We start from the raw sequence: 19,782 nt of genomic DNA, 5'->3' as shown, positions 1-19,782 counted from the left end.
AACCAGTTTTCATCAAAGTTCTTAGAATTACGATACGTCGTCATCGCATCAAACTCACCTGTATCAAATGTCTTATTAACCTCACGCAAGAAATTCTTATCGATGATATTATCCGCATCAAATACCATGAAAGCTTCATAGTAATCTTCGCCCTTGCGTTCAATCACATTGTGATAAAGAAAGTTTAGTGCATAACCCTTACCAACCTCTTCTTGATTGAAACGTTCAAATACGATGGCACCATGCTGACGAGCAACTTCAGCAGTTTCATCCGTACAGTTATCCGCCACAACATACATATCATACATTTCATCTGGATAGGTCTGATTGCGTAAACTATCTAACAATTCTCCAATGACACCTTTTTCATTTCTCGCAGAGATGAAAATTGCGTAACGATGATTCTTCTTTGCATCAGGTAACTTTGGAACCTTGCGCTTAAACATACTAACCGCAATATAAACAATCTGATATAGATATAACAAAATCATCAGCCCAAAGATAATATCTGTGATTAATGTAAACTGTTCAAGAAATTTCATTTGACCTCCGTCCACACAATAATCATTTTGACATACTTTCTATCATGTGTGTTAATATAATTTCTATGCATATTAAAATTCTACCCATGTTACCGGATTTCATCACTCTAGGATGTCTATATTATTTTGTCTTTTTACCAAGATGGAAACAGCTATCAAGAAAGAAATTCATTTGGTATACCGCACTATATCTGTATATTTGCGTCATGATGATGTTAACACTCATGCCCATCATCATCCATATACCAAATATATTCAATGGTTTCTCATCTGAGACAAACTTCTATCCGTTTATTGACTGGCAGTTACAACGTGGAGATTATTTAACTGAGTCATTATTAAATATATCATTGTTTATACCATTTGGCTTTTTAATTCGACAAAATACAAAATTCACACCATGGCAGGTCATTCTCATCGGACTTTTCTCAAGTATTAGTATTGAAGTCCTACAACCACTACTCTCGTTTGATCGCGTTAGCGACGTGAGTGATGTTATCACCAATACCATCGGTACTTGTCTTGGTGTATATCTCTATCAACTATATCTACGAAAAACAAGTTCTAAATAATAGCGAAGCGATTATCAATCACTCGCACATAAAAGGATGACTATTTCAGGCTGCCATCACAAGCAGTCGATAGTTATCCTCTTTTACTATTCAAAACCCATTACTGATTTTAGAGCGGTGTTTAACAATACCGCCGACCGATTCCACTTAAGCTAGTTTAAAGCAAGAGAAACACACCCCCTAATCATTTTGCATTATGGGCTTTCTTAATGCTATTCTTTAGCATCATTATCACAATTCTTTCCTCTTACAAAAGATTGCTACAACACGTTCTATTTCTAAAAGTTTATCGCACATAATATTTAACTTAGGCTGATTGTACTCTCTAACTACTAAATATTGATTTTCACGAATTCCTCCGGCAAGTTTTCCAGGATAAAGCTTATTGATTAACTCAATATCTGTTTTATTTACTACAGATGTAAGTTTCCTAATTGGATCTAATACCTTAATAGACATGTTAGGATATTGTTCTTTTACATAATTTTTCACATTTCTTATTCCTGTGTCTGCGGCATAGATTGAGAATATTTCAATTTTGCATCTATTTGAATTCAAAATTTCTGAAAGAGCAATAACATTTCCATTGCACACAAATACCATACTTGTATCAGATGTAGTACACTCTTTATCATTTATATATTTATCAATCGTTTCTTTTGTGCTTTTACCATTTTGAATATTATCAAAAAGTAATACGACTTTTTTAATTTCCTTTCCGCCAGTATAGTAATTATTTCCTATTTTTTCTATAGTCTGATCATATATATCAACAAGATTTCTTTCTATCGGATTATTAAAATATCGATTATTTATATGCTTCAGCGTACTTTGTGCACGTGAACGATCCTTTGGTACATATAAAACACCTGCTGTTTCTCCTATTGGACACCTTTTTTTCACAACAGAAAAGTCTTCAATCTCATGTTTTTTTATCAATGACAACCAATTTTTTATATCAGCTTTTGACGGCTTCAAGAACATCATATGATTGATAAGTCGATATCTCGCTACTGATTCAATAGGGATTCTAGGATGAATATTCTCAAAAGCATCTTTAAAGCATAACATTTGTTTTGAAATACTCTTGACATCAGATTCACTAATTATAGTTATATCAGCTTCACTCAGTGCCCCTTGTTTAATTTTTTTTATCTTTTCAATTACCAAATAAAAATAGTTTACCTGAGAACCAACATAAATTTTCTTTTCAGCATCATTTATCAACGCAAAGAAATTACCTTCAAAAATATTTACATCTTCACCGGATATATCCTCGATTATAAAATCATTCAGCTTTACATGTGATGAATCTGTAATTATGTTTTTCTCCTGAAGATAATCAATTTTCAGGTTACACTGATCAAGCTTATACATAAAAAGCTTTTCATCTAATTCAAGTTTTTTTAACAGTTCTTCAGAAAGTATCCCCGGAATTAAATATTCACCTTTATATTTTTTCTCATAAAGTGCATCTGAATCAAATATATAGCTTATTTGATCTCCGTAATCTTTGAAAAAAGCATCAAAACATTTTTGCTTGTCATCACAAAAATCTAACCAACAATCAATGATATTATTCAAATCTGATTTCTCACCTATTTTAAAATCTTTAAATTGAATAGCATTGATTTCATCCAATTTCACAACAGCCCCGAGATTAATATATTTCAAACCTGACCCTGATATTTTTAACAATCCATATTTAAATAATTTATCACTTATATAACTCTTACCATCCTTATGAGCCATGCCCTCATCAACGACATATGGATCATTCTCTCCAAATGGATTAGTAGGATAAATCTTACCTTGGCGGTCATGCAAAGCGGATTCAAATATAATATTATAGTTTCTATAATAATATATAATATCTAAAATCTGAGCTATACGATCTATATTGTTTTCAACAGAAAATTCCTTAGCCAAATCAACGAAACCATATTCATCGAACGAGTACTCTACAAAATAAGCTATTGCCTCACCGTTAGCGTTTGTTTCTGCGGTAACATTGCTTAACTTATAATTGCTTGTATCATATTTAGAACTAAAATATGAAGACTTATTATTTCTAATGAGCACCTTCTTCACTTTAGTATCATAAAGAACTAACAAACCATTTTTCTCGTAGTTTTTTTTCCAATCATCATCTCCCAGACGAATACATTTATGATATAAGTACTCAATAAATTTTAAGTTTTTTCCATCAATCATGTTTTCAATATCTTTTAATTCCTGTGGATATTGTGCTTTATCAAACACTTGAAGTGCAAGCATTAATGCTTGCACTGAACTAGCTTTTTCTATTTCAGCATACAAATTATCGCAATTAATTAACCTAAACAAGAATCTACCAATTGGGAAAACAAGATTGTTATTAACATCAGAAATTTTAAAAATGCAACGAATTTTCTCAAGGTTATCTAGTAAAAACACAAAATCATTTTGTGGAATTCCTTCCAAAACATCCTCTTTAGAATACAAAAGGTTCAATAAATAGATACACATCAATTCCCCATTATTATGTGTATTATTTTCTATAGTCCTGATATTCTCAAACGCATTTAAAATCGCTTTTTTAATATCATCTTCTGGCATTGTATTTTGATTCAAGGATTCAACTGCTCGGAAAAATAGCGTTGCTATTCTTTCTTCATTACCTGTCGCATTCTCTGTTTTTATTTCTTTTTCCAAAAAAAGGAAAATATCCTTAATCAGATCTTTTCTATTAGACAATGCCAAGTCTTTTAAATAGGTCTCAATTGCTAGTTTGATATTCATATTTCTAGTTTTGACAAAGATAGAATAATACTTTTGTCTTCTCCTTCCTTGATATCTTCTACAACAATAGTCTTCAAATATCTATCGATTATTTTGCGCTTAATAGAAGGATATAACGTATCCTCTTTAAGTGTATAAAACATAGTAGCCAAAAGGCATGAAAAATTAATGGTATTATATGGCACTAAATTAAATAATCCGCTTTCTAGGCATGCTTCTAAAATATCAGCATTCCCAAATATGAATCTATAGAATAACTGATATCCACTACCCCTTCCATAAATGCAACCAAAAATTTGTCGGGAAAACTGCGAAAAATAAATTTTTTTTGCACGCTCATCCGCATATCTTGAAAAGAAAAAGCTGATATCTCCCGCATTAAAACTTCCCTTTTTTCGAATTAAGAAATTCACTTTATCCCTTACATATTGATTTTCCGTCAAATAAGAATACTCCGAAATTCTCAATCCATACTGAAACTGATCACTTCTTAATAATTCCGCTTTTTGTTTTTCAGTCAACTTTCCTATTTCACCATAAATTTTGCTTTTATCTTTATTAATGCTTAACCCATGACGGCTAAATACACTTTCCAATTTTTCATTAATTTGAAGGCTATCTACCGAATCATCATGGAAAACAATGATATCATCCACATATCTATACAAAAATATATTATTTCTATCCGGTCCAAACTCAGATATTGCCTTATCTATTAATGTACCAAGAAAGATCTCAGCAATTAATCGTGCATATGCCGGTCCTTGAGGAACACCAATTCGCTTGTCGTTCATCTCTGACATTAATTGCTCATTATACTTTATAAGGGCCATAAAAAGGTTGTTTTCCTCTTCAGACAAATTATCCTTTAACAAATTATAAACACCTAAAAAGTCTATACTATCATAAAAGTGTTTTATATCTATTGTTAAAACATGCATGCATGAATATAAATCTACTTCAATATATTTTCTAATCTGCGATAAATAATTACTCCAAGAAGTATACCAATGATAAAACATTTCATCGCTGGATATATAGTTAGGATTATAACTATATGATTTTAATGACCGATTCATTCGATAAAATGCATTTAATGCAATATGTGAGGTCAAAACTCTATCATAGGCCGATAGCGAAACCATAGTTCTTTCCTTCTCTTCACTCTCAATACGTGCAAAGCGCATAAATCCTATTGGAATAATATCCAAATTCTTCCCACTTTTAATATTGTTAACAATATCATTTATCTTATTGGTATCGTACACTGTCATATGATTTAAATCATCCCAAATTGATACAACCGGTACTTCATCATTTGAGAACAAATATCGCTTTTCTTTTTCAACTGTGTACATACTATCGCTAAGAACTGACGTCTCATTCTGATTCCATTCCACGACGCTCAAATCCAGTTCAAGATCTCTTATTAAAAATTGTAGTCCTGTTTCCGTTGGATTAATCCAATCTTCCATATCTAAATCATACAGATTATAAAGATATGCAAAAGTCGCTGGAAAGTATTTTTTTCCATATTTTTCTATCTTATCATTTGTCTCTTCTTCTGAAAAAGTAGGACAATATTTAAAAATATCTTTAAGTAATCTATATCCATCCCCCAACTTGCCAAGAGTCCCGAGCATTACCAGCCAATCTTTAAGTAATGCTTCTCCATGCATAACCCTATCTAGTAAGGCTCTATATACCTCTGTTTTTGATAAACAATTGATTACCGCATCAGCATCACACTCAACTTCACCAATCGAATATGTTCTCACAAACTGAGATATACTGTTCTTAATATTCAAATCTAATTTTACAGAAATCTCTTCAAAATTATTCTGTTTTACAGAATAAAGAATATTTAACTGTTTTTCATAGAAAGAATCGTTAACTTTTTCAAGTCGATAATCTCCTTTAAATAAATATGAATTTCCACCTTTTTTATGCCTTGAAAGTGGAATCTTGACTTGCTTGCCAACTACGTTTCCCTTACTGCTAAACGTAGATGGAAATTCATCTAACCCAAATTCAGTATTATCATAATTCCAGCCTACACTTTTTTTTATTGACTGAATTAGATTATAAGCATCTTCTTTTTTCACATAGTTACTAAACAGAATCCAAGTATGAATACCCCTACGCCCTGAAAATTCATTAACATAAGATATACCATGTTCATCTAAGTACTCATTCAAGGGCTTAGTACAACTAGCGTATAGTTTACCAATATTTGGCTTATCTTTATCCTTACAATCAAAATCAAAGCATATCCATTTGAGATATGGACTTTTATACAATTGCTGATAGCTTCCAATGGCTTTACCCTCAACTAGCATGCACAAAATATCATTTTCCGTAATTTTTGTATACTTAGTTACATAGTTTCCATCCGCAAGTTGTATCGCCATTGCATTTCGATTTACAACAAATAACTCATATAGTTTTTTTGCTATTTTACGCTGTAATTCTTTCGATTTATTCATAAACGTCATCTCATCCTTTTATAATACAGCCACTAGACATTTCACCACTTTTTATAATACCTGAATTTTCAATTTAAATGCAATGTAGTTGAATAATAGATTTCATCCGGTATTTTATATTCTAATATTTTTTTATTTTATTCAGTTTATCGAATATCTAGATACATATTCTTGAGATATGTCGTTACTATTCCCCCCCTTAGAAAATATTTTCTAAGAATCCAAATAGCATTTTTATTGTACCCATAGTGCCACGGATGATGAGGCTTTTGAAAGTAGAATTGTAACTTAGCTAAAGATCCTGTCACTTCTCAATGTTTATAGAACTCATTTCCTATATATCTAGAAATATTAAAATACATAGTTAATCTTTAAATATATTTCTAATGACTTTATTTACTATAACTGTATTTCACCCCTAATCTACCAATCCATCTCTATTGTTGCCCCTAAGAGACCTTCATCGACATCATATCAACACTTGAAAATTAGTTTATTTCCGGCATGACGCTATTTAACCTGATTTTTTAGTATTTCGATAGCCACTTTGTTTCCTTCTAATAGATTTGCTTAGGCTAACAACCAACCTAGCATATCCACCACTATATTTTGATAGATAATAAATTGTAAATCTTAATCCCTCAATTTCTTCTGATGGTATTGTTGATTTAGGTTTTTTCCTCAAAAATTTGAATAAATCTAGTTTTCTAACATCTTATGCGTTTGGCATTTCGTACGCCTTAAAAGATATTTGTTATCAGTGCATTCTGGAAAGCAACCTTCCTTATCAGAATTATAAATGATTTCTCTAGGTATTGTAGTTTTGTATCTATGAATTACAATCACGATTTCTTAGAACAACTCGTTCAAAACAGAATATTTTCTAACAGAAAAAACACCCTGCAAATATATGCAAAGTGTTTCTTTGTTTGTTGTACTGTCCAATCCAGCAAATTAACGCTTGGAGAACTGTGGAGCGCGACGAGCACCCTTTAAACCGTACTTCTTTCTTTCCTTCTCACGGGAATCACGTGTTAGGAAACCAGCCTTCTTTAATACTGGTCTGTAATCAGCAGAAGCTTCTAGAAGAGCTCTAGCAATACCATGACGCATTGCACCAGCCTGGCCAGTATAACCGCCACCTGCTACGTTGATCTTGATATCGAACTGTTCCTTAGTTTCTGTGAGTACTAATGGTGAATTAACTACCATACGTAATGTTGCTTGTGGTAGGTATTCTTCTAAAGTACGACCATTAACTGTTACAACACCTGTACCCGGAGTCATAAAGACACGAGCAACGGACTGCTTACGGCGTCCTGTTCCAACATAAGTTACTTTTTTCTTAGTTGCCATCTTGTCTTATCCTCCTTACTTTACCTTCAGCTCAACAGGCTTCTGAGCTGCGTGTGGGTGTTCAGCACCAGTGTAAACAAATACATGCTTACGTTGTACATCACCCAATTTGTTATGTGGTAACATACCCTTGATGGCTTTTTCAACCCATTCAACAGTGTAGTTTTCACGCATAACCTTTGTACTTCTTGTACGAAGTCCTCCTGGATACATAGAATGACTATAGTAGAACTTCTTTGCATCCTGGTCACCACTGATCTTAATCTTGTCTGCATTGATTACGATTACATAATCTCCACAGTCAACGTGTGGTGTGTAGGCAGGCTTGTGCTTGCCTCTTAATAATGTTGCTACCTGAGTAGCTAGACGTCCTAATGTGCAGTCTGTTCCATCAACGATATACCACTGACGAACAACTTCACTTGGCTTTAACATAGTTGTTTGACGCATTTTTACTTTCCTCCATATGTAGTTTCCGGGGCTACATTGGCATGAAGTGCCATTTACCATTTTAGCCGTTGATACCCCACAAGTCAATTAGATTATTTCGATTCTTCGACTGAATTTGATACAATTCTTCCACTTTTTGTATAGACGAGAATTGGCGTGAAGTTTGCTTGCTTGTGTAAGCGTTCTTCAAGTTGTGGAAGAAGGATATTTGCTAGTGGGATGCCACGTTCTTCTTCAAGAATATGGATGCTAGCTTGCCCTTGGTTGATTTCATAATATCCCAACAATTCTTGACTATGCCTTGTAGTCATCGCATAGAATTGATGACTAGCATTCTCTTTGATTGCTTGCTCTAGAGCAGCTAGTTCTCGGTTTGTACAGGAGACATCATCCCCCTTTAAAAACTCACGAACCATACCTGTTTCATGTAGTGCTAATGTTTTAAAGTAATCAACATATTCCAATGTCAGTCCTTCAGCAGGGCTATTTTTGTGTGGGAAGCTTTTACGCTTCGCATCTAGAATCTCTTGGATATGTGATGGCTCGTACTTGTGCTTACCAACTTCAATTAACACAGAAGCCATCATACGAACCATGTAACGTAAGAATCCTTTCCCTACAAAGGCTAATGTAATCACACCATCCTCTTCCGTTAATGTAATGGAACTTACTGTTCTTACTTGATCTGGATATTCTTCTAGTGAACTGGAATTCAAGGATGTAAAATCATGTGTTCCAACAAGATAATGGATACCTTCTCTCATCTTTTCTACATCCAAATGAATTGGACATTGGAAAGCTGTATCCCTTGTAAATACATTGTATGGTCCATGATTGATACGATAGTTATACTGTTTGAATCGTACGTTATATCTTGCATGGAAACAAGCATCCTCTTCTTCTACCGACATGATATGAATATCATCTGGCAAGAAAGCATTGATTGCACCCATCCATTTACGTGTTGGCATCTCTCGTTTTGTATCAAACATGAATACCTGTGCTCTTGCGTTTACCCCTGCATCCGTTCTACCAGAACCAATCACATTGACCTTTTCCTGTGTAATTCGCTCAATCACTGCTTCTAGGATTTCCTGAATAGAATCCCCCTTACGCTGTGATTGCCATCCGGAGTAATTTCTTCCGACATAAGATACGACACATTTATAGCGCATCATAATAGAATCGCCAATCCAATCATCACGATTAGAGTTGTAAAGGCGCCGAGTAATAAGAAGTAATCACGCTTTGCCATCTTTAAGACTTTATAACGTGTACGCTTTTCTCCTGGTGCATAACCTCTAGCCTCCATAGCATTCGCAAGATCTTCTGCACGTTGTAAAGCAGATACAAATAGCGGGACAATCAGAGAAAGAATTGCCATGACTCTCTCCATCAGTTTCCCTTCCTTCATATCAACACCACGCGATTGTTGTGCTTTCATAATACGTTGTGTTTCTTCAATTAAGTCTGGAATAAAACGTAGCGCAATACTAATTAACATCGCAATCTCATGTGCAGGCACATGGAATCTCTTTAAAGGCATTAATAAATCTTCAATACCCAAAGTCATATCCAAAGGTTTGGTTGTGGCGGTTAGACAGGTTGTGATCATAATCATCAACATCAGTCGAATCGCGATATAGAGTGTTTGAAATACTGCATCACTATAGATAACAAAACTACCGAGTGCTACTAATGGTTTTCCTGTCTTCATCACAAATGCATTGATGATTAATAAGAAGAATAACATCATTAACATCGGCTTCATTGATTTCCAAATAAAGCCAAAACTCAACTTTGAAATCAGGATTGTACTAGCAGCTACAACAAAGATAACTCCATATCCAATCCAGCCTGCTGGAATAAACACCGCTATTAACATCACCAACATCGCTATGATTTTTGCGCGTGGATCCATCTTATGCACTGGTGAATCTAATGGCAGATAACGTCCAAGTGTAAAATTACCCATGTTTCTTCACCTGCCTTACTATTTCTTTTGCAAGCGAATGAATATCGTTGATTTCATCCGGAATTTCAAATCCACTCTTGCGTAAGCTATCTTTCATCTGAATGAATGCTGGCGGTAAGATATTCATACTGCGACAAAGTTCAGGGTTATCAAAAAACTTCTTCGTACTATCGTGGAAGCGAATCTTTCCATCTTCCACTACAACCACCTCATCACAATATTTATATACCTGTTCCATATCATGCGATACAATCAGCACCGTCTTGTTATATTTACGATTTAATGCATAGAACAACTCCATCATCTGTACTGTACCGATTGGATCAAGTCCTGCCGTTGGCTCATCCAAGACAATGACCTTTGGATCCATCGCTAAAATACCCGCAATCGCTGTTCTTCTCTTTTGTCCACCGGATAATTCTAATGGGCTCTTTTCATAGTTTTCTATCCCTAGCCCAACTAACTTAAGCGCATCTTTGGCCTTCTTAATGGCTACTTCTTCCGTACATCCAAAGTTCTTTGGACCAAACGCAACATCCTTGAGCACAGTTTCCTCAAATAACTGGTATTCAGGAAACTGGAAGACAAGACCTACATCCCCACGCAGAGATTTGAGTTTCTTTGGTGTCTCCTTTGCGCTAATCGTACGATCAAGAATATGAATTGTTCCTTCGGTTGGTAATAGTAACGCGTTTAAATGTTGAATCAATGTACTTTTACCAGACCCTGTCTGACCAATAATCGCTGTAATTTTATTTTCTGTAATATTGAGGTTGATATCCTGTAAAGCATCGTATTGGTAAGGTGTACCGGTGCTATAGACATGTTTTACATGCTCGAATGTAATTGGCATAATTCTTCCACCAGTCCTTCCTGTGTAATATGTGATGAAACATGCAGACCACATGCCTGCAATTCCTCACTCAACTTTAAGCTAAAAGGGATATCGAGCTTCATCTTCTTTAACTTCTCTGGGTCTTTAAAGACTTCTTTTGGTGTCCCTGTGATTGCCACATGACCACCATCCATCGCAATGACATAATCACTCTTAGCAACTTCATCAATGTCATGTGTGATGGAGAGAATCGTTAATTTACTTTCACCGTGTAGTTCAGTAATTACACGTTTAATTTCATCTTTCCCTTGTGGATCTAACATGGATGTTGCTTCATCAAAGATGAGAATCTTTGGTTTCATCGCAAGAACACCCGCAATCGCAACACGCTGTTTCTGACCACCACTTAATCGTGTAGGTTCTTGGTTCAGATACTTTGTCATGCCGACTAAAGCTGCGTTTTCTTCGATGATCTGGTCCATATCTTCTTGTGGAACACAATGGTTTTCAAGTCCAAAAGCGATATCATCTCTCACCGTGGAACCAATAAACTGGTTGTCTGGGTTCTGGAAAACAATACCGATATTAGAACGAATCTTGTTTAAGTTTTCTACATTTAATTCCATGCCATCCACCATGATAGAACCGGAAGCCTTTTCTAAAAGACCCGCAATCAACTTTGCGATTGTGGATTTCCCACTACCATTGTGTCCGATAATTGTTGTATAGGTTCCTTCCTCAATCGAGAAAGAAACTTCATCAATTGTCTTCGCACTTTCATCATATGCAAAACTGAGATTTTTTACTTCAATAATCCCCATGTGCTCTTATCTCCTGTACTTCTTACGCGGCTTTTGTATCCTTACAAAGCGTGCATATTATATCATTCTTTTTCACTTACACTCAAACTACAGACCTAAATCTCGTTGTTTTCTACGAATTTCTTACAATCGTATAAAAAGTTGAAGCTTTCACTCCAACTTTATACTTATGAAAACGTGTTAAAACTACTTTTGAATAGAGTAGTTTTGGTAACTGCCATTTAATACAGCCGCTTGATTTGCGACATTTAAGATATCGCTGATAATTGCACCATCCTCTACAAATAATTTCTTTGTGATACCCTCTTGAGAACACTCATAGCCTGCCGCTGTCATAATGTCTGCGAATGCTTCGAAGTTCTTTTCGCTATCGAATGATACGTAGTGATGAATCGTAACGAGTGTATCTGGTTCAAACATACCATTTAAAGAAGCTGCTTCTGTTAACAATTCTTCTACGAAGTCAGGATTGAGATATGGATATACACCACATACTTCCTGTACTTCAACAGAACGATCACTTGCGTCATAAGTAGGTTGTGCTACACCATCTCCATCTGAAAGAGTTATAAAACGCACTTCATTATCATCGTCTTCTTCTTTATTTTCTGTTTCTTTCTGATCCTTTAAAAGTTTTACTGCAACGACTGCACCAATTCCGACAGCCACCGCAAGAGCACCAAATAGTCTATTAAACATAGTTGTCTCCTCTCTGTCTCTCTATGCCATATTTTAGCACATCTCACTAAAATACCCTAACAGAAACCTCAGCGTTTTTGTTCTAAATAAGTCATGATACTAACCGCATTTGAGGCAGCACCTTTACGAATTTGATCTCCACAACACCAAAGACTAATACTATTTGCTCGACTTGTATCTTTACGGACACGACCCACGTAGACAACATCTTGATTAGATGTCTCAATCGGCGTAGGTACATGGTCTTCAATCAGTTGTACACCTGGGAAGTTTTTAATTGCTTGACGAATTGCATCTAATGAAACTTCTTGTTCTGTTTCCACTGTCAAAGAAATGGAATGAGAACGATACACCGGTACACGTACACAAGTGCAGTTTACCTGCATATCCTCCGCATGCATGATCTTACGACCCTCATTGTGCATCTTCGCTTCTTCTGTTGTATAACCATCCTCTAGGTATGATCCAATCTGGGCGATACAGTTATACGCAATCTGTGCTGGGAAGACATTTGGATGAACTTCTTCCCCTTTATCAAGTTCTATAATCTGCTGACGTAATTCACGCATCCCTTCAACACCTGCACCACTGACAGCTTGGAAAGTTGTCGCATTTACATGCTTGATTTTGGATAAGCGATGAATTGGTGCAATTGCCATCAACGCAATAATCGTAGAACAGTTTGGATTTGAAATAATGCCATGATGATGAAGCGCGTCATCCCCGTTAATCTCTGGAACCACTAATGGCACATCATCCTGTAAACGAAAAGCACTAGAATTATCAATCAGCACTGCATTTGCCTTTTGAATCAAAGGTAAATATTCCTTCGTTAATGCATTGGATACTGCGCCCAATACATAATCTAATCCTTCAAAAGAATTCTCATCTACAACCTGTACCGTGATTCCTTCGCCATGAAACGATAATACGCGTCCATCCGATCTTGGGCTGGAAAATAAACGCAATTCATCTACCGCAAGGTTTTGTTCTTCGATGCATTCTAGCATTTGTCTTCCAACTGCGCCTGTTGCACCTAAAATTCCAATTTTCATGCATGTTCCCTCTCTTCTTGAATAAAACGTTCATAGATACAGCGAATCGCATTGTGGAAGTCATGATTTGATACACCTACCACCACAGATAATTCATCTGCACTCTGATTGATTACTTTAATATTGATCTTATGATTACCAAATTCACTTAATAACTGCCCTGAAGCACCTGGCACTTGTTTCATACCTCTTCCAACGATGGCTACCATCGCTAAATCTTCTTCCAGCATCAGTTCATCCGGTTCTAATTCCTTCTTGATTTTCGCAAGAATCTCATACTTACATTGTTCGATTGCGCCCTTTTGTACAATGACCGTAAATGTATCAACCGTAATCGGTACACTCTCGATAGAAATATGGTACTCCTCAAAGATGAATAATAATCTTCGTAAAAAGCCAACCTCTGTAGAACTATGACTCTTTACAACGGTAAAGGAAGCGTAATCTCTTCGACCCGTAATGCCTGTAACCGTTGAAGTACCATTGGCTTTATCATACTCTTCACAATCATCTTGAATGAACGTTCCAGGATTCTCTGGATCATTTGTATTCAAGATATGAATTGGAATATTCTTTTCACGGACTGGGAAAATCGCATCATCATGAAGTACATTAGCACCCATATAGCTCATCCCACGTAGTTCACTATACGTAATTACTGGAATTTGTTGTGGGTTATCGATAATACGAGGATCAGCTACCAATATTCCAGACACATCAGTCCAGTTTTCATAAACTTCCGCATCAACGATATTTGCCAATATTGAACCAGTAATATCACTACCCCCACGACTCATCACTTTAATTTGTCCATTTGGCAAAGCCCCATAGAAACCAGGAATAACATACTTCTGATTCATATCCACTAGTTTATCTAGATTCTGTTTAATCTTCTCAAAGTCAAAATCTCCATTATACTTAAACGCAATTACATCTTTTGCATCTAAAAACTTTGCGCCTAAATATTCAGCCATGCATCTAGCAGTTAAATACTCCCCACGTGAAACAATGTAATCAACTGGCGCATGTGTATCCAACATCTCTTTGACACTTGCGAATTCTTTTTCTAAATCAATCTTTAACGCAAGTGAATCACAGATACGTTGATATTTCTCTTTTACAAGATTAAAAATTGTTTCGTAGGATACACCATAGTTAATATGTGCATGTAAAAGATAAAGTAAATCTGTCACTTTATAATCATCACGATTTTCTTTACCACACGCACTTACGACAATAAACTTACGATTTGTATTCGCATCCACAATGCGCTTCACTTTTTCAAATTGTTCTTTACTAGCTACTGAGGAGCCACCAAACTTACTTACAATCATGCATTACCTCCGCCACAAATACTGTACCATCTTCTAATTTTCCAATCAAAGAAGCCAGTTCTACAAATGATATCTTCTTTGTAATGCATGTATCTTCATCAATTCTTTCTTCAATCATATCTTGGATATCATCAAGATTGATTGAACGAACATAGAATGAGGATACACGACTCGTATTGTCAACATGAATACTCTCATCTCTTAAGACTGCTATATCTTGCTTATAGAGTAAATCAATCAAATCCTGTACAACCGCATGTGCTGTTGGATAAGAACCTGCGCCTTGACCAACATAAGTCATCTTTCCAAGTGTTCTTGAATCACTTTCGATTGCGTTGAAGTTTGCCGGTATTGTCGCAAAAAGGTTCTCTTTTGGAATAAAGGTTGGGATAACTGTAGCACTAACACTATCATTAGACTTTATACCAGTACCGATTAATTTGCACACATAACCATGCGTGCATGCATACGCAATATCTCTAGCACTAATATAACGAATCCCATAGATATCAATATCTTGAATGCTTGTAAGTACACCAAACCCCTTACAACTTGATAGTACGACTTTGTACGCTGTATCCATGCCATCAATATCATCTGATGGATCAAATTCCGCATATCCACAATCCTGTGCTTCCTTTAAGGCTACCGCAAACTCCGATCCCTCATCACTCATCTTACTTAAGATGTAGTTTGTGGTCCCATTAAAGATACCACGGAAGCTTTCAATATCATCGATACGTTTTGTCCGATCTAAATTACTCATCCATGGGATTCCACCACCACACGCAGCCTCATACTTTAAACTAACACCGCGTGTACGTGCGGTTTCTAATAGTTCTCCCAAATGATTCACCAACATCTTCTTATTGCTTGTCACAACATGCTTTCCATTGAATAACGCCGCTTGAACATAACTAAATGCCGGCTCATCACCACCGATACATTCCACTACTACATCAATATCAGGATCTTCCACAATGTCATGGATATCCACTGTCATACGTTCATCCGTAATATCCTTTTCATAGCGAACCAATATCTTAGAAATCTCCAGTTGCGAGACTTCTTTCGTATTCTTTTCATCAATAATCTTTCTAACACCAGAACCTACAGTTCCATGTCCCAATAATCCAATTTTCATATGAACCTCTGTTTCTAAAATAGATACACTTGTATTTAAAACACAAACAGTGTATCATTTTTCTATATTTGAAACAAGAAGGAAGCCCTATGAAATATATTAGTACACGAAATAAAGATAAAGTTGTATCATCCTCTGAAGCGATTATCCAAGGTCTCGCTGCTGATGGTGGTCTCTATACACCACAAACACTCAATCAAAAGGTAGATTTATCCTCTACACTAAAGATGAACTATCTAGAGTTAGCACAGTATATTCTATCTCTTTTTTTAAGTGACTTTAGCCAAGAACAGATCCAACAATGTGTTCAAAATGCCTATCAAAACTCATTTGAAAACAACGAAGTAGCACCACTATGCAAATATCACGATGGTTGGCTAATGGAACTATGGCACGGTCCAACCAGCGCCTTTAAAGATGTAGCTTTAACACTACTACCGCATCTATTAACAGCCGCATACAAAAACCAGAATGAAAATGACCTCATCTCCATTCTTACTGCCACAAGTGGCGATACCGGCAAAGCCGCAATCAATGGATTTGCGGATGTCAAAAACACTGCCATCACAGTACTCTATCCAGAAATCGGTGTATCTGATATCCAAAAGAGACAAATGCGAACATCACTAGGTAACAATGTCGAAGTCATCGCAGTCAAAGGAAACTTTGATGATTGCCAACAGATTGTAAAAGAAGCGATGAAAAATCCAGTTGTACTAAACGCGTGCAAGCACATGAAACTATCTTCTGCTAACTCCATTAATATCGGTCGTTTACTCCCACAAATCGTCTATTATTTCGACTCCTACACAAAACTTGTTAAGAGTGGTGATATTCAATTGGGTGACGCGGTAAACTTTATTGTCCCTAGTGGTAACTTTGGTAATATCCTTGCTGGATATCTGGCAAAAAAGTTAGGCTTACCAGTTAAAAAACTAGTATGCGCGTCCAATTCAAATAATGTACTAACAGAATTTATCCGTACAGGTTCCTACAACGCAAATAGAGCGTTTATTCCTACGATATCCCCATCGATGGATATCCTAGTATCCAGTAACCTAGAACGTTTATTATTCCTTCTTAGCGATCACAATGACGTATTGATCAATCAATATATGTCTTCGCTTAAAGAAGATGGGCATTATACAATCTCTGATGAATTACGTCATGCATTACAAGAAAGCTTTACAGCGTATGATTGTTCAGAGGAAGAATGCAAGAAAGTGATTTACGATACATTCCATAATGAACATATTCTCATCGATCCACATACAGCAGTCGCCGTACATGCATGTCATGCATATAAACAAGAATCAAATGATACTACACCATGTATTGTATTATCCACAGCGAGTGCATATAAATTTGCGAAAGATGTATATGCGGCCCTTACAGGAAAATCTTGCGACGATGAATTTGAAGCGATGTACGCTTTACATGACTACACATCCGTTGCAATTCCTAAAAATCTAGCCTGCTTAAAAGATATGCCGATACGGTTTACAAAAGTCATTGAAAAAGAAGATGCACTAGACACAATCGCAAAACGCTTGGAGGATTTACAACATGATCACAATTAAAACGCCTGCCACATCCGCAAATCTTGGCTCTGGCTTTGATTGCCTTGGCATTGCGCTAAAACTATATAACATTTTCCAAGTTGAAAGATATGATCATAACTTCCTAGAAAATATAGATGAAGAATACAACAATGATAACAATCTTTTTCTAAGGGCCTATCGCCTTGGCTGTGAGACGATTGGAAAATACAGCCCGATTCATGTTATCTTTGATTGCCATATTCCAATTAGTCGAGGACTAGGAAGTAGCGCTTCCTTTATCATTGGTGGACTTGTCGCTGCTAGTGTTTTACACAACAACATTCTCAGTGAAGCAGAAATCTATCGTTTAGCCTGCAGTATTGAAGGCCATCCCGATAATATTGCGCCATGCCTATATGGTGGACTTTGTGCAGGCATGAAAATCGATCAGAAACACTTCTTATCCCATAAACTTCCAATCCATAAAGATTGGAAATATACCGCTCTTGTGCCAAATGTCGAGGTAAGCACAGAAGAAGCACGTGCCGCATTACCAGAGCATTACCCACGCGCGAAAGTCGCTACAGCTATTAGTAATGCGATACTCACATCGCAAGCACTTCAGGAAGGAAATCTCTCTCTACTTTCAGCTTCAACGCACGATATCATTCATGAACCTTATCGCAAAAAATTAATTCCAAATTTTGAGATAGTCCAGCAAATTGTAAAGGAAGATACTGATGGAATCTTACTCATCAGCGGCTCAGGTTCAACCTGCTTAAGTATTGCAAAGAAAGAATTAAGTACAGCAGCACGTTTAAAGATTGCCTCACTTCCACATCATTGGCAGTGTCTACAGTTGGATGTTGCCTATCATGGTACAGAAATAGAAAGGTAAGCACATGCAAAACTCCGATTACCTAATCGTTCATAAAAAGATTTTGCCAGAATACTTCAACCAAGTCATTCAAGCAAGATCTCTACTTGAAAATCACGAAGTTGAAACGGTGACAGAAGCCGTTAAAAAAGTAGGTATTTCCAGAAACACCTACTATCGTTATAAAGACTATCTATTTGAGATTTCTGATAACGCCACTTCACGTACGATGACCATTTCTCTTCTTTTAAAAGATGAAAGTGGCGCATTAACAGCGGTACTACAAACATTGAGTAAAGCACAAGCAAGTGTTTTAACGATTTCTCAAGCAATTCCAGTTGGAGGATACGCAACGGTACTAATCAGTCTAGATATCTCCAAGATGGAAAATACGCCAGATAATTTATTAAAACAATTACTAAAACATTCTTGTGTACGTAAAGCACAGCTAGATGCAATCGCATAATAAAAGAGCCAAGCGGCTCTTTTTGTTTGTTTACTTTTGAACGCTTCCTTGCTTAGCAACTGCAGCCATCTTAGCTTCAATCGCAGCCTGGTCACCTAAGTATTCCTTAGAGATGAACTTTCCGTTGTCGTCAAATGTATAAACGAGTGGAACACCTGTAGGAATATTTACGCCGATGATTTCTTCATCTGTTAAGTTTTCAAAATACTTAACAAGAGCACGTAAACTGTTACCGTGAGCAGCGATGATGACACGCTTACCAGCCTTCATCTGTGGTAAGATTTCCTGCTCGTAGTAAGGAACTGCACGAGCGATTGTATCCTTTAAGGATTCAGCTAATGGAAGTTCATCCTTATTTTCATTACGGTAAGCTTCCTGTAATGCTGGGTTTCTATCATCTGTTGGATCCAAAGCAGGTGGCTGAACATCAAATGATCTTCTCCAGATCTTAACCTTCTCTTCACCATACTTCTCAGCTGTTTCAGCCTTATTTAAGCCCTGTAAAGCACCGTAGTGTCTTTCATTGAGCTTCCAAGTCTTTGTGACTGGTAACCATTCACGGTCCATTTCAGATAACACAAAGTTTAATGTGTGGATTGCACGCTTCAAATATGATGTATAGCAAAGATCAAAGTCGAATCCTGCTTCCTTTAAAGCACGTCCGCCAGCCTTAGCTTCTTCTACACCCTTCTCAGAAAGTTCAACGTCTGTCCAACCTGTGAAAAGGTTGAGCTTATTCCATTCACTTTCACCATGTCTAATTAAAACAAGTTTCATTTTAAGCCTCCTTCGCTTTTTAACAAATCAATCGTATCACATGACTTTATGATGTCAAACGAAAATATTCA

18 protein-coding genes are annotated in these 19,782 nt (G+C 36.2%); 4 read left to right on the top strand and 14 right to left on the bottom strand.

Annotated elements, in window-relative coordinates:
• Positions 1-542, bottom strand: a 542-nt coding sequence (locus RWM19_RS03960) for a glycosyltransferase family 2 protein (protein WP_313983965.1), incomplete at its 3' end; no start/stop codon positions are given.
• Positions 543-712: 170 nt separating this feature from the next.
• On the opposite strand from RWM19_RS03960, the gene RWM19_RS03955 reads away from it, so the two are divergent.
• Positions 713-1,114, top strand: a complete 402-nt coding sequence (locus tag RWM19_RS03955) for a VanZ family protein (protein ID WP_313983968.1) — start codon at positions 713-715, stop codon at positions 1,112-1,114.
• 231 nt (positions 1,115-1,345) lie between these two features.
• Here the strand turns inward: RWM19_RS03955 and RWM19_RS03950 are convergent, their stop codons facing one another.
• From RWM19_RS03950 to RWM19_RS03895, 12 genes are all read right to left on the bottom strand, one after another.
• Positions 1,346-3,895: a hypothetical protein gene (locus RWM19_RS03950; RefSeq protein ID WP_313983961.1), complete on the bottom strand. Its 2,550-nt coding sequence runs from the start codon at positions 3,893-3,895 to the stop codon at positions 1,346-1,348.
• A complete protein-coding gene (locus RWM19_RS03945) occupies positions 3,892-6,381 on the bottom strand; it encodes a reverse transcriptase domain-containing protein (protein ID WP_313983957.1) in 2,490 nt (829 codons plus the stop codon). The genes RWM19_RS03950 and RWM19_RS03945 overlap by 4 nt, the downstream gene beginning before the upstream one ends.
• A gap of 954 nt (positions 6,382-7,335) precedes the next feature.
• A complete protein-coding gene (gene rpsI / locus RWM19_RS03940; RefSeq protein WP_294019859.1) occupies positions 7,336-7,737 on the bottom strand; it encodes a 30S ribosomal protein S9 in 402 nt (133 codons plus the stop codon).
• Between the two features lie 15 nt (positions 7,738-7,752).
• A complete protein-coding gene (rplM, locus tag RWM19_RS03935; RefSeq protein WP_006526830.1) occupies positions 7,753-8,187 on the bottom strand; it encodes a 50S ribosomal protein L13 in 435 nt (144 codons plus the stop codon).
• Between the two features lie 92 nt (positions 8,188-8,279).
• Complete coding sequence (gene truA, locus RWM19_RS03930; RefSeq protein WP_313983951.1) at positions 8,280-9,365, bottom strand: tRNA pseudouridine(38-40) synthase TruA; 1,086 nt, start codon at positions 9,363-9,365, stop codon at positions 8,280-8,282.
• Complete coding sequence (locus RWM19_RS03925) at positions 9,362-10,162, bottom strand: energy-coupling factor transporter transmembrane component T (RefSeq protein WP_313983948.1); 801 nt, start codon at positions 10,160-10,162, stop codon at positions 9,362-9,364. Before RWM19_RS03925 ends, truA begins: the two co-directional genes overlap by 4 nt.
• On the bottom strand, positions 10,155-11,015 hold the full coding sequence (locus RWM19_RS03920; protein ID WP_313983945.1) for an energy-coupling factor transporter ATPase: 861 nt from the start codon (positions 11,013-11,015) through the stop codon (positions 10,155-10,157). The genes RWM19_RS03925 and RWM19_RS03920 overlap by 8 nt, the downstream gene beginning before the upstream one ends.
• On the bottom strand, positions 10,991-11,818 hold the full coding sequence (locus tag RWM19_RS03915) for an energy-coupling factor transporter ATPase (protein WP_313983942.1): 828 nt from the start codon (positions 11,816-11,818) through the stop codon (positions 10,991-10,993). The genes RWM19_RS03920 and RWM19_RS03915 overlap by 25 nt, the downstream gene beginning before the upstream one ends.
• Positions 11,819-12,004: 186 nt before the next feature.
• Entirely contained in the window at positions 12,005-12,517 is a 513-nt protein-coding gene (locus tag RWM19_RS03910; RefSeq protein WP_313983939.1) for a hypothetical protein, read from the bottom strand.
• A 68-nt stretch (positions 12,518-12,585) separates the two neighbouring features.
• Positions 12,586-13,572 (bottom strand): aspartate-semialdehyde dehydrogenase, encoded by a 987-nt coding sequence (locus RWM19_RS03905; protein ID WP_313983935.1) that lies wholly within the window; start codon positions 13,570-13,572, stop codon positions 12,586-12,588.
• Positions 13,569-14,906, bottom strand: a complete 1,338-nt coding sequence (locus tag RWM19_RS03900) for an aspartate kinase (RefSeq protein ID WP_313983932.1) — start codon at positions 14,904-14,906, stop codon at positions 13,569-13,571. Before RWM19_RS03900 ends, RWM19_RS03905 begins: the two co-directional genes overlap by 4 nt.
• Entirely contained in the window at positions 14,893-16,050 is a 1,158-nt protein-coding gene (locus tag RWM19_RS03895; protein ID WP_313983929.1) for a homoserine dehydrogenase, read from the bottom strand. The genes RWM19_RS03900 and RWM19_RS03895 overlap by 14 nt, the downstream gene beginning before the upstream one ends.
• An 89-nt stretch (positions 16,051-16,139) precedes the next feature.
• On the opposite strand from RWM19_RS03895, the gene thrC reads away from it, so the two are divergent.
• Genes thrC through RWM19_RS03880 form a run of 3 tightly spaced genes read left to right on the top strand, consistent with a single transcriptional unit; the run spans position 16,140 to position 18,934 of the window.
• Positions 16,140-17,630, top strand: a complete 1,491-nt coding sequence (gene thrC, locus RWM19_RS03890; protein ID WP_313983926.1) for a threonine synthase — start codon at positions 16,140-16,142, stop codon at positions 17,628-17,630.
• A complete protein-coding gene (thrB, locus tag RWM19_RS03885) occupies positions 17,617-18,489 on the top strand; it encodes a homoserine kinase (RefSeq protein ID WP_313983922.1) in 873 nt (290 codons plus the stop codon). Before thrC ends, thrB begins: the two co-directional genes overlap by 14 nt.
• 4 nt (positions 18,490-18,493) lie before the next feature.
• The gene (locus RWM19_RS03880) at positions 18,494-18,934 is read left to right on the top strand and encodes an ACT domain-containing protein (protein WP_294022559.1); all 441 of its coding nucleotides are present in this window, start codon (positions 18,494-18,496) and stop codon (positions 18,932-18,934) included.
• 30 nt (positions 18,935-18,964) lie between these two features.
• On the opposite strand, the gene gpmA is transcribed toward RWM19_RS03880, so the two are convergent.
• On the bottom strand, positions 18,965-19,711 hold the full coding sequence (gpmA, locus tag RWM19_RS03875; RefSeq protein WP_294019840.1) for a 2,3-diphosphoglycerate-dependent phosphoglycerate mutase: 747 nt from the start codon (positions 19,709-19,711) through the stop codon (positions 18,965-18,967).
• Between the last annotated feature and the right edge of the window lie 71 nt (positions 19,712-19,782).

It is taken from the genome of uncultured Solobacterium sp. (genome assembly GCF_963517755.1).
GTDB lineage: Bacteria > Bacillota_I > Bacilli_A > Erysipelotrichales > Erysipelotrichaceae > Bulleidia.
Note: the sequence above shows the minus strand (reverse complement) of the source record. Positions and strands in the feature narration are given on the sequence as shown.

Coding starts and splice junctions, on each gene's coding strand:
- RWM19_RS03920 (WP_313983945.1), bottom strand. CDS start 11,015: ATGCCAATTACATTCGAGCATGTAAAACATGTCTATAGCACCGGTACA.
- RWM19_RS03910 (WP_313983939.1), bottom strand. CDS start 12,517: ATGTTTAATAGACTATTTGGTGCTCTTGCGGTGGCTGTCGGAATTGGT.
- RWM19_RS03895 (WP_313983929.1), bottom strand. CDS start 16,050: ATGAAAATTGGATTATTGGGACATGGAACTGTAGGTTCTGGTGTTAGA.
- RWM19_RS03900 (WP_313983932.1), bottom strand. CDS start 14,906: ATGATTGTAAGTAAGTTTGGTGGCTCCTCAGTAGCTAGTAAAGAACAA.
- RWM19_RS03880 (WP_294022559.1), top strand. CDS start 18,494: ATGCAAAACTCCGATTACCTAATCGTTCATAAAAAGATTTTGCCAGAA.
- rplM (WP_006526830.1), bottom strand. CDS start 8,187: ATGCGTCAAACAACTATGTTAAAGCCAAGTGAAGTTGTTCGTCAGTGG.
- gpmA (WP_294019840.1), bottom strand. CDS start 19,711: ATGAAACTTGTTTTAATTAGACATGGTGAAAGTGAATGGAATAAGCTC.
- RWM19_RS03915 (WP_313983942.1), bottom strand. CDS start 11,818: ATGGGGATTATTGAAGTAAAAAATCTCAGTTTTGCATATGATGAAAGT.
- RWM19_RS03925 (WP_313983948.1), bottom strand. CDS start 10,162: ATGGGTAATTTTACACTTGGACGTTATCTGCCATTAGATTCACCAGTG.
- truA (WP_313983951.1), bottom strand. CDS start 9,365: ATGATGCGCTATAAATGTGTCGTATCTTATGTCGGAAGAAATTACTCC.
- thrB (WP_313983922.1), top strand. CDS start 17,617: ATGATCACAATTAAAACGCCTGCCACATCCGCAAATCTTGGCTCTGGC.
- thrC (WP_313983926.1), top strand. CDS start 16,140: ATGAAATATATTAGTACACGAAATAAAGATAAAGTTGTATCATCCTCT.
- RWM19_RS03950 (WP_313983961.1), bottom strand. CDS start 3,895: ATGAATATCAAACTAGCAATTGAGACCTATTTAAAAGACTTGGCATTG.
- rpsI (WP_294019859.1), bottom strand. CDS start 7,737: ATGGCAACTAAGAAAAAAGTAACTTATGTTGGAACAGGACGCCGTAAG.
- RWM19_RS03945 (WP_313983957.1), bottom strand. CDS start 6,381: ATGAATAAATCGAAAGAATTACAGCGTAAAATAGCAAAAAAACTATAT.
- RWM19_RS03905 (WP_313983935.1), bottom strand. CDS start 13,572: ATGAAAATTGGAATTTTAGGTGCAACAGGCGCAGTTGGAAGACAAATG.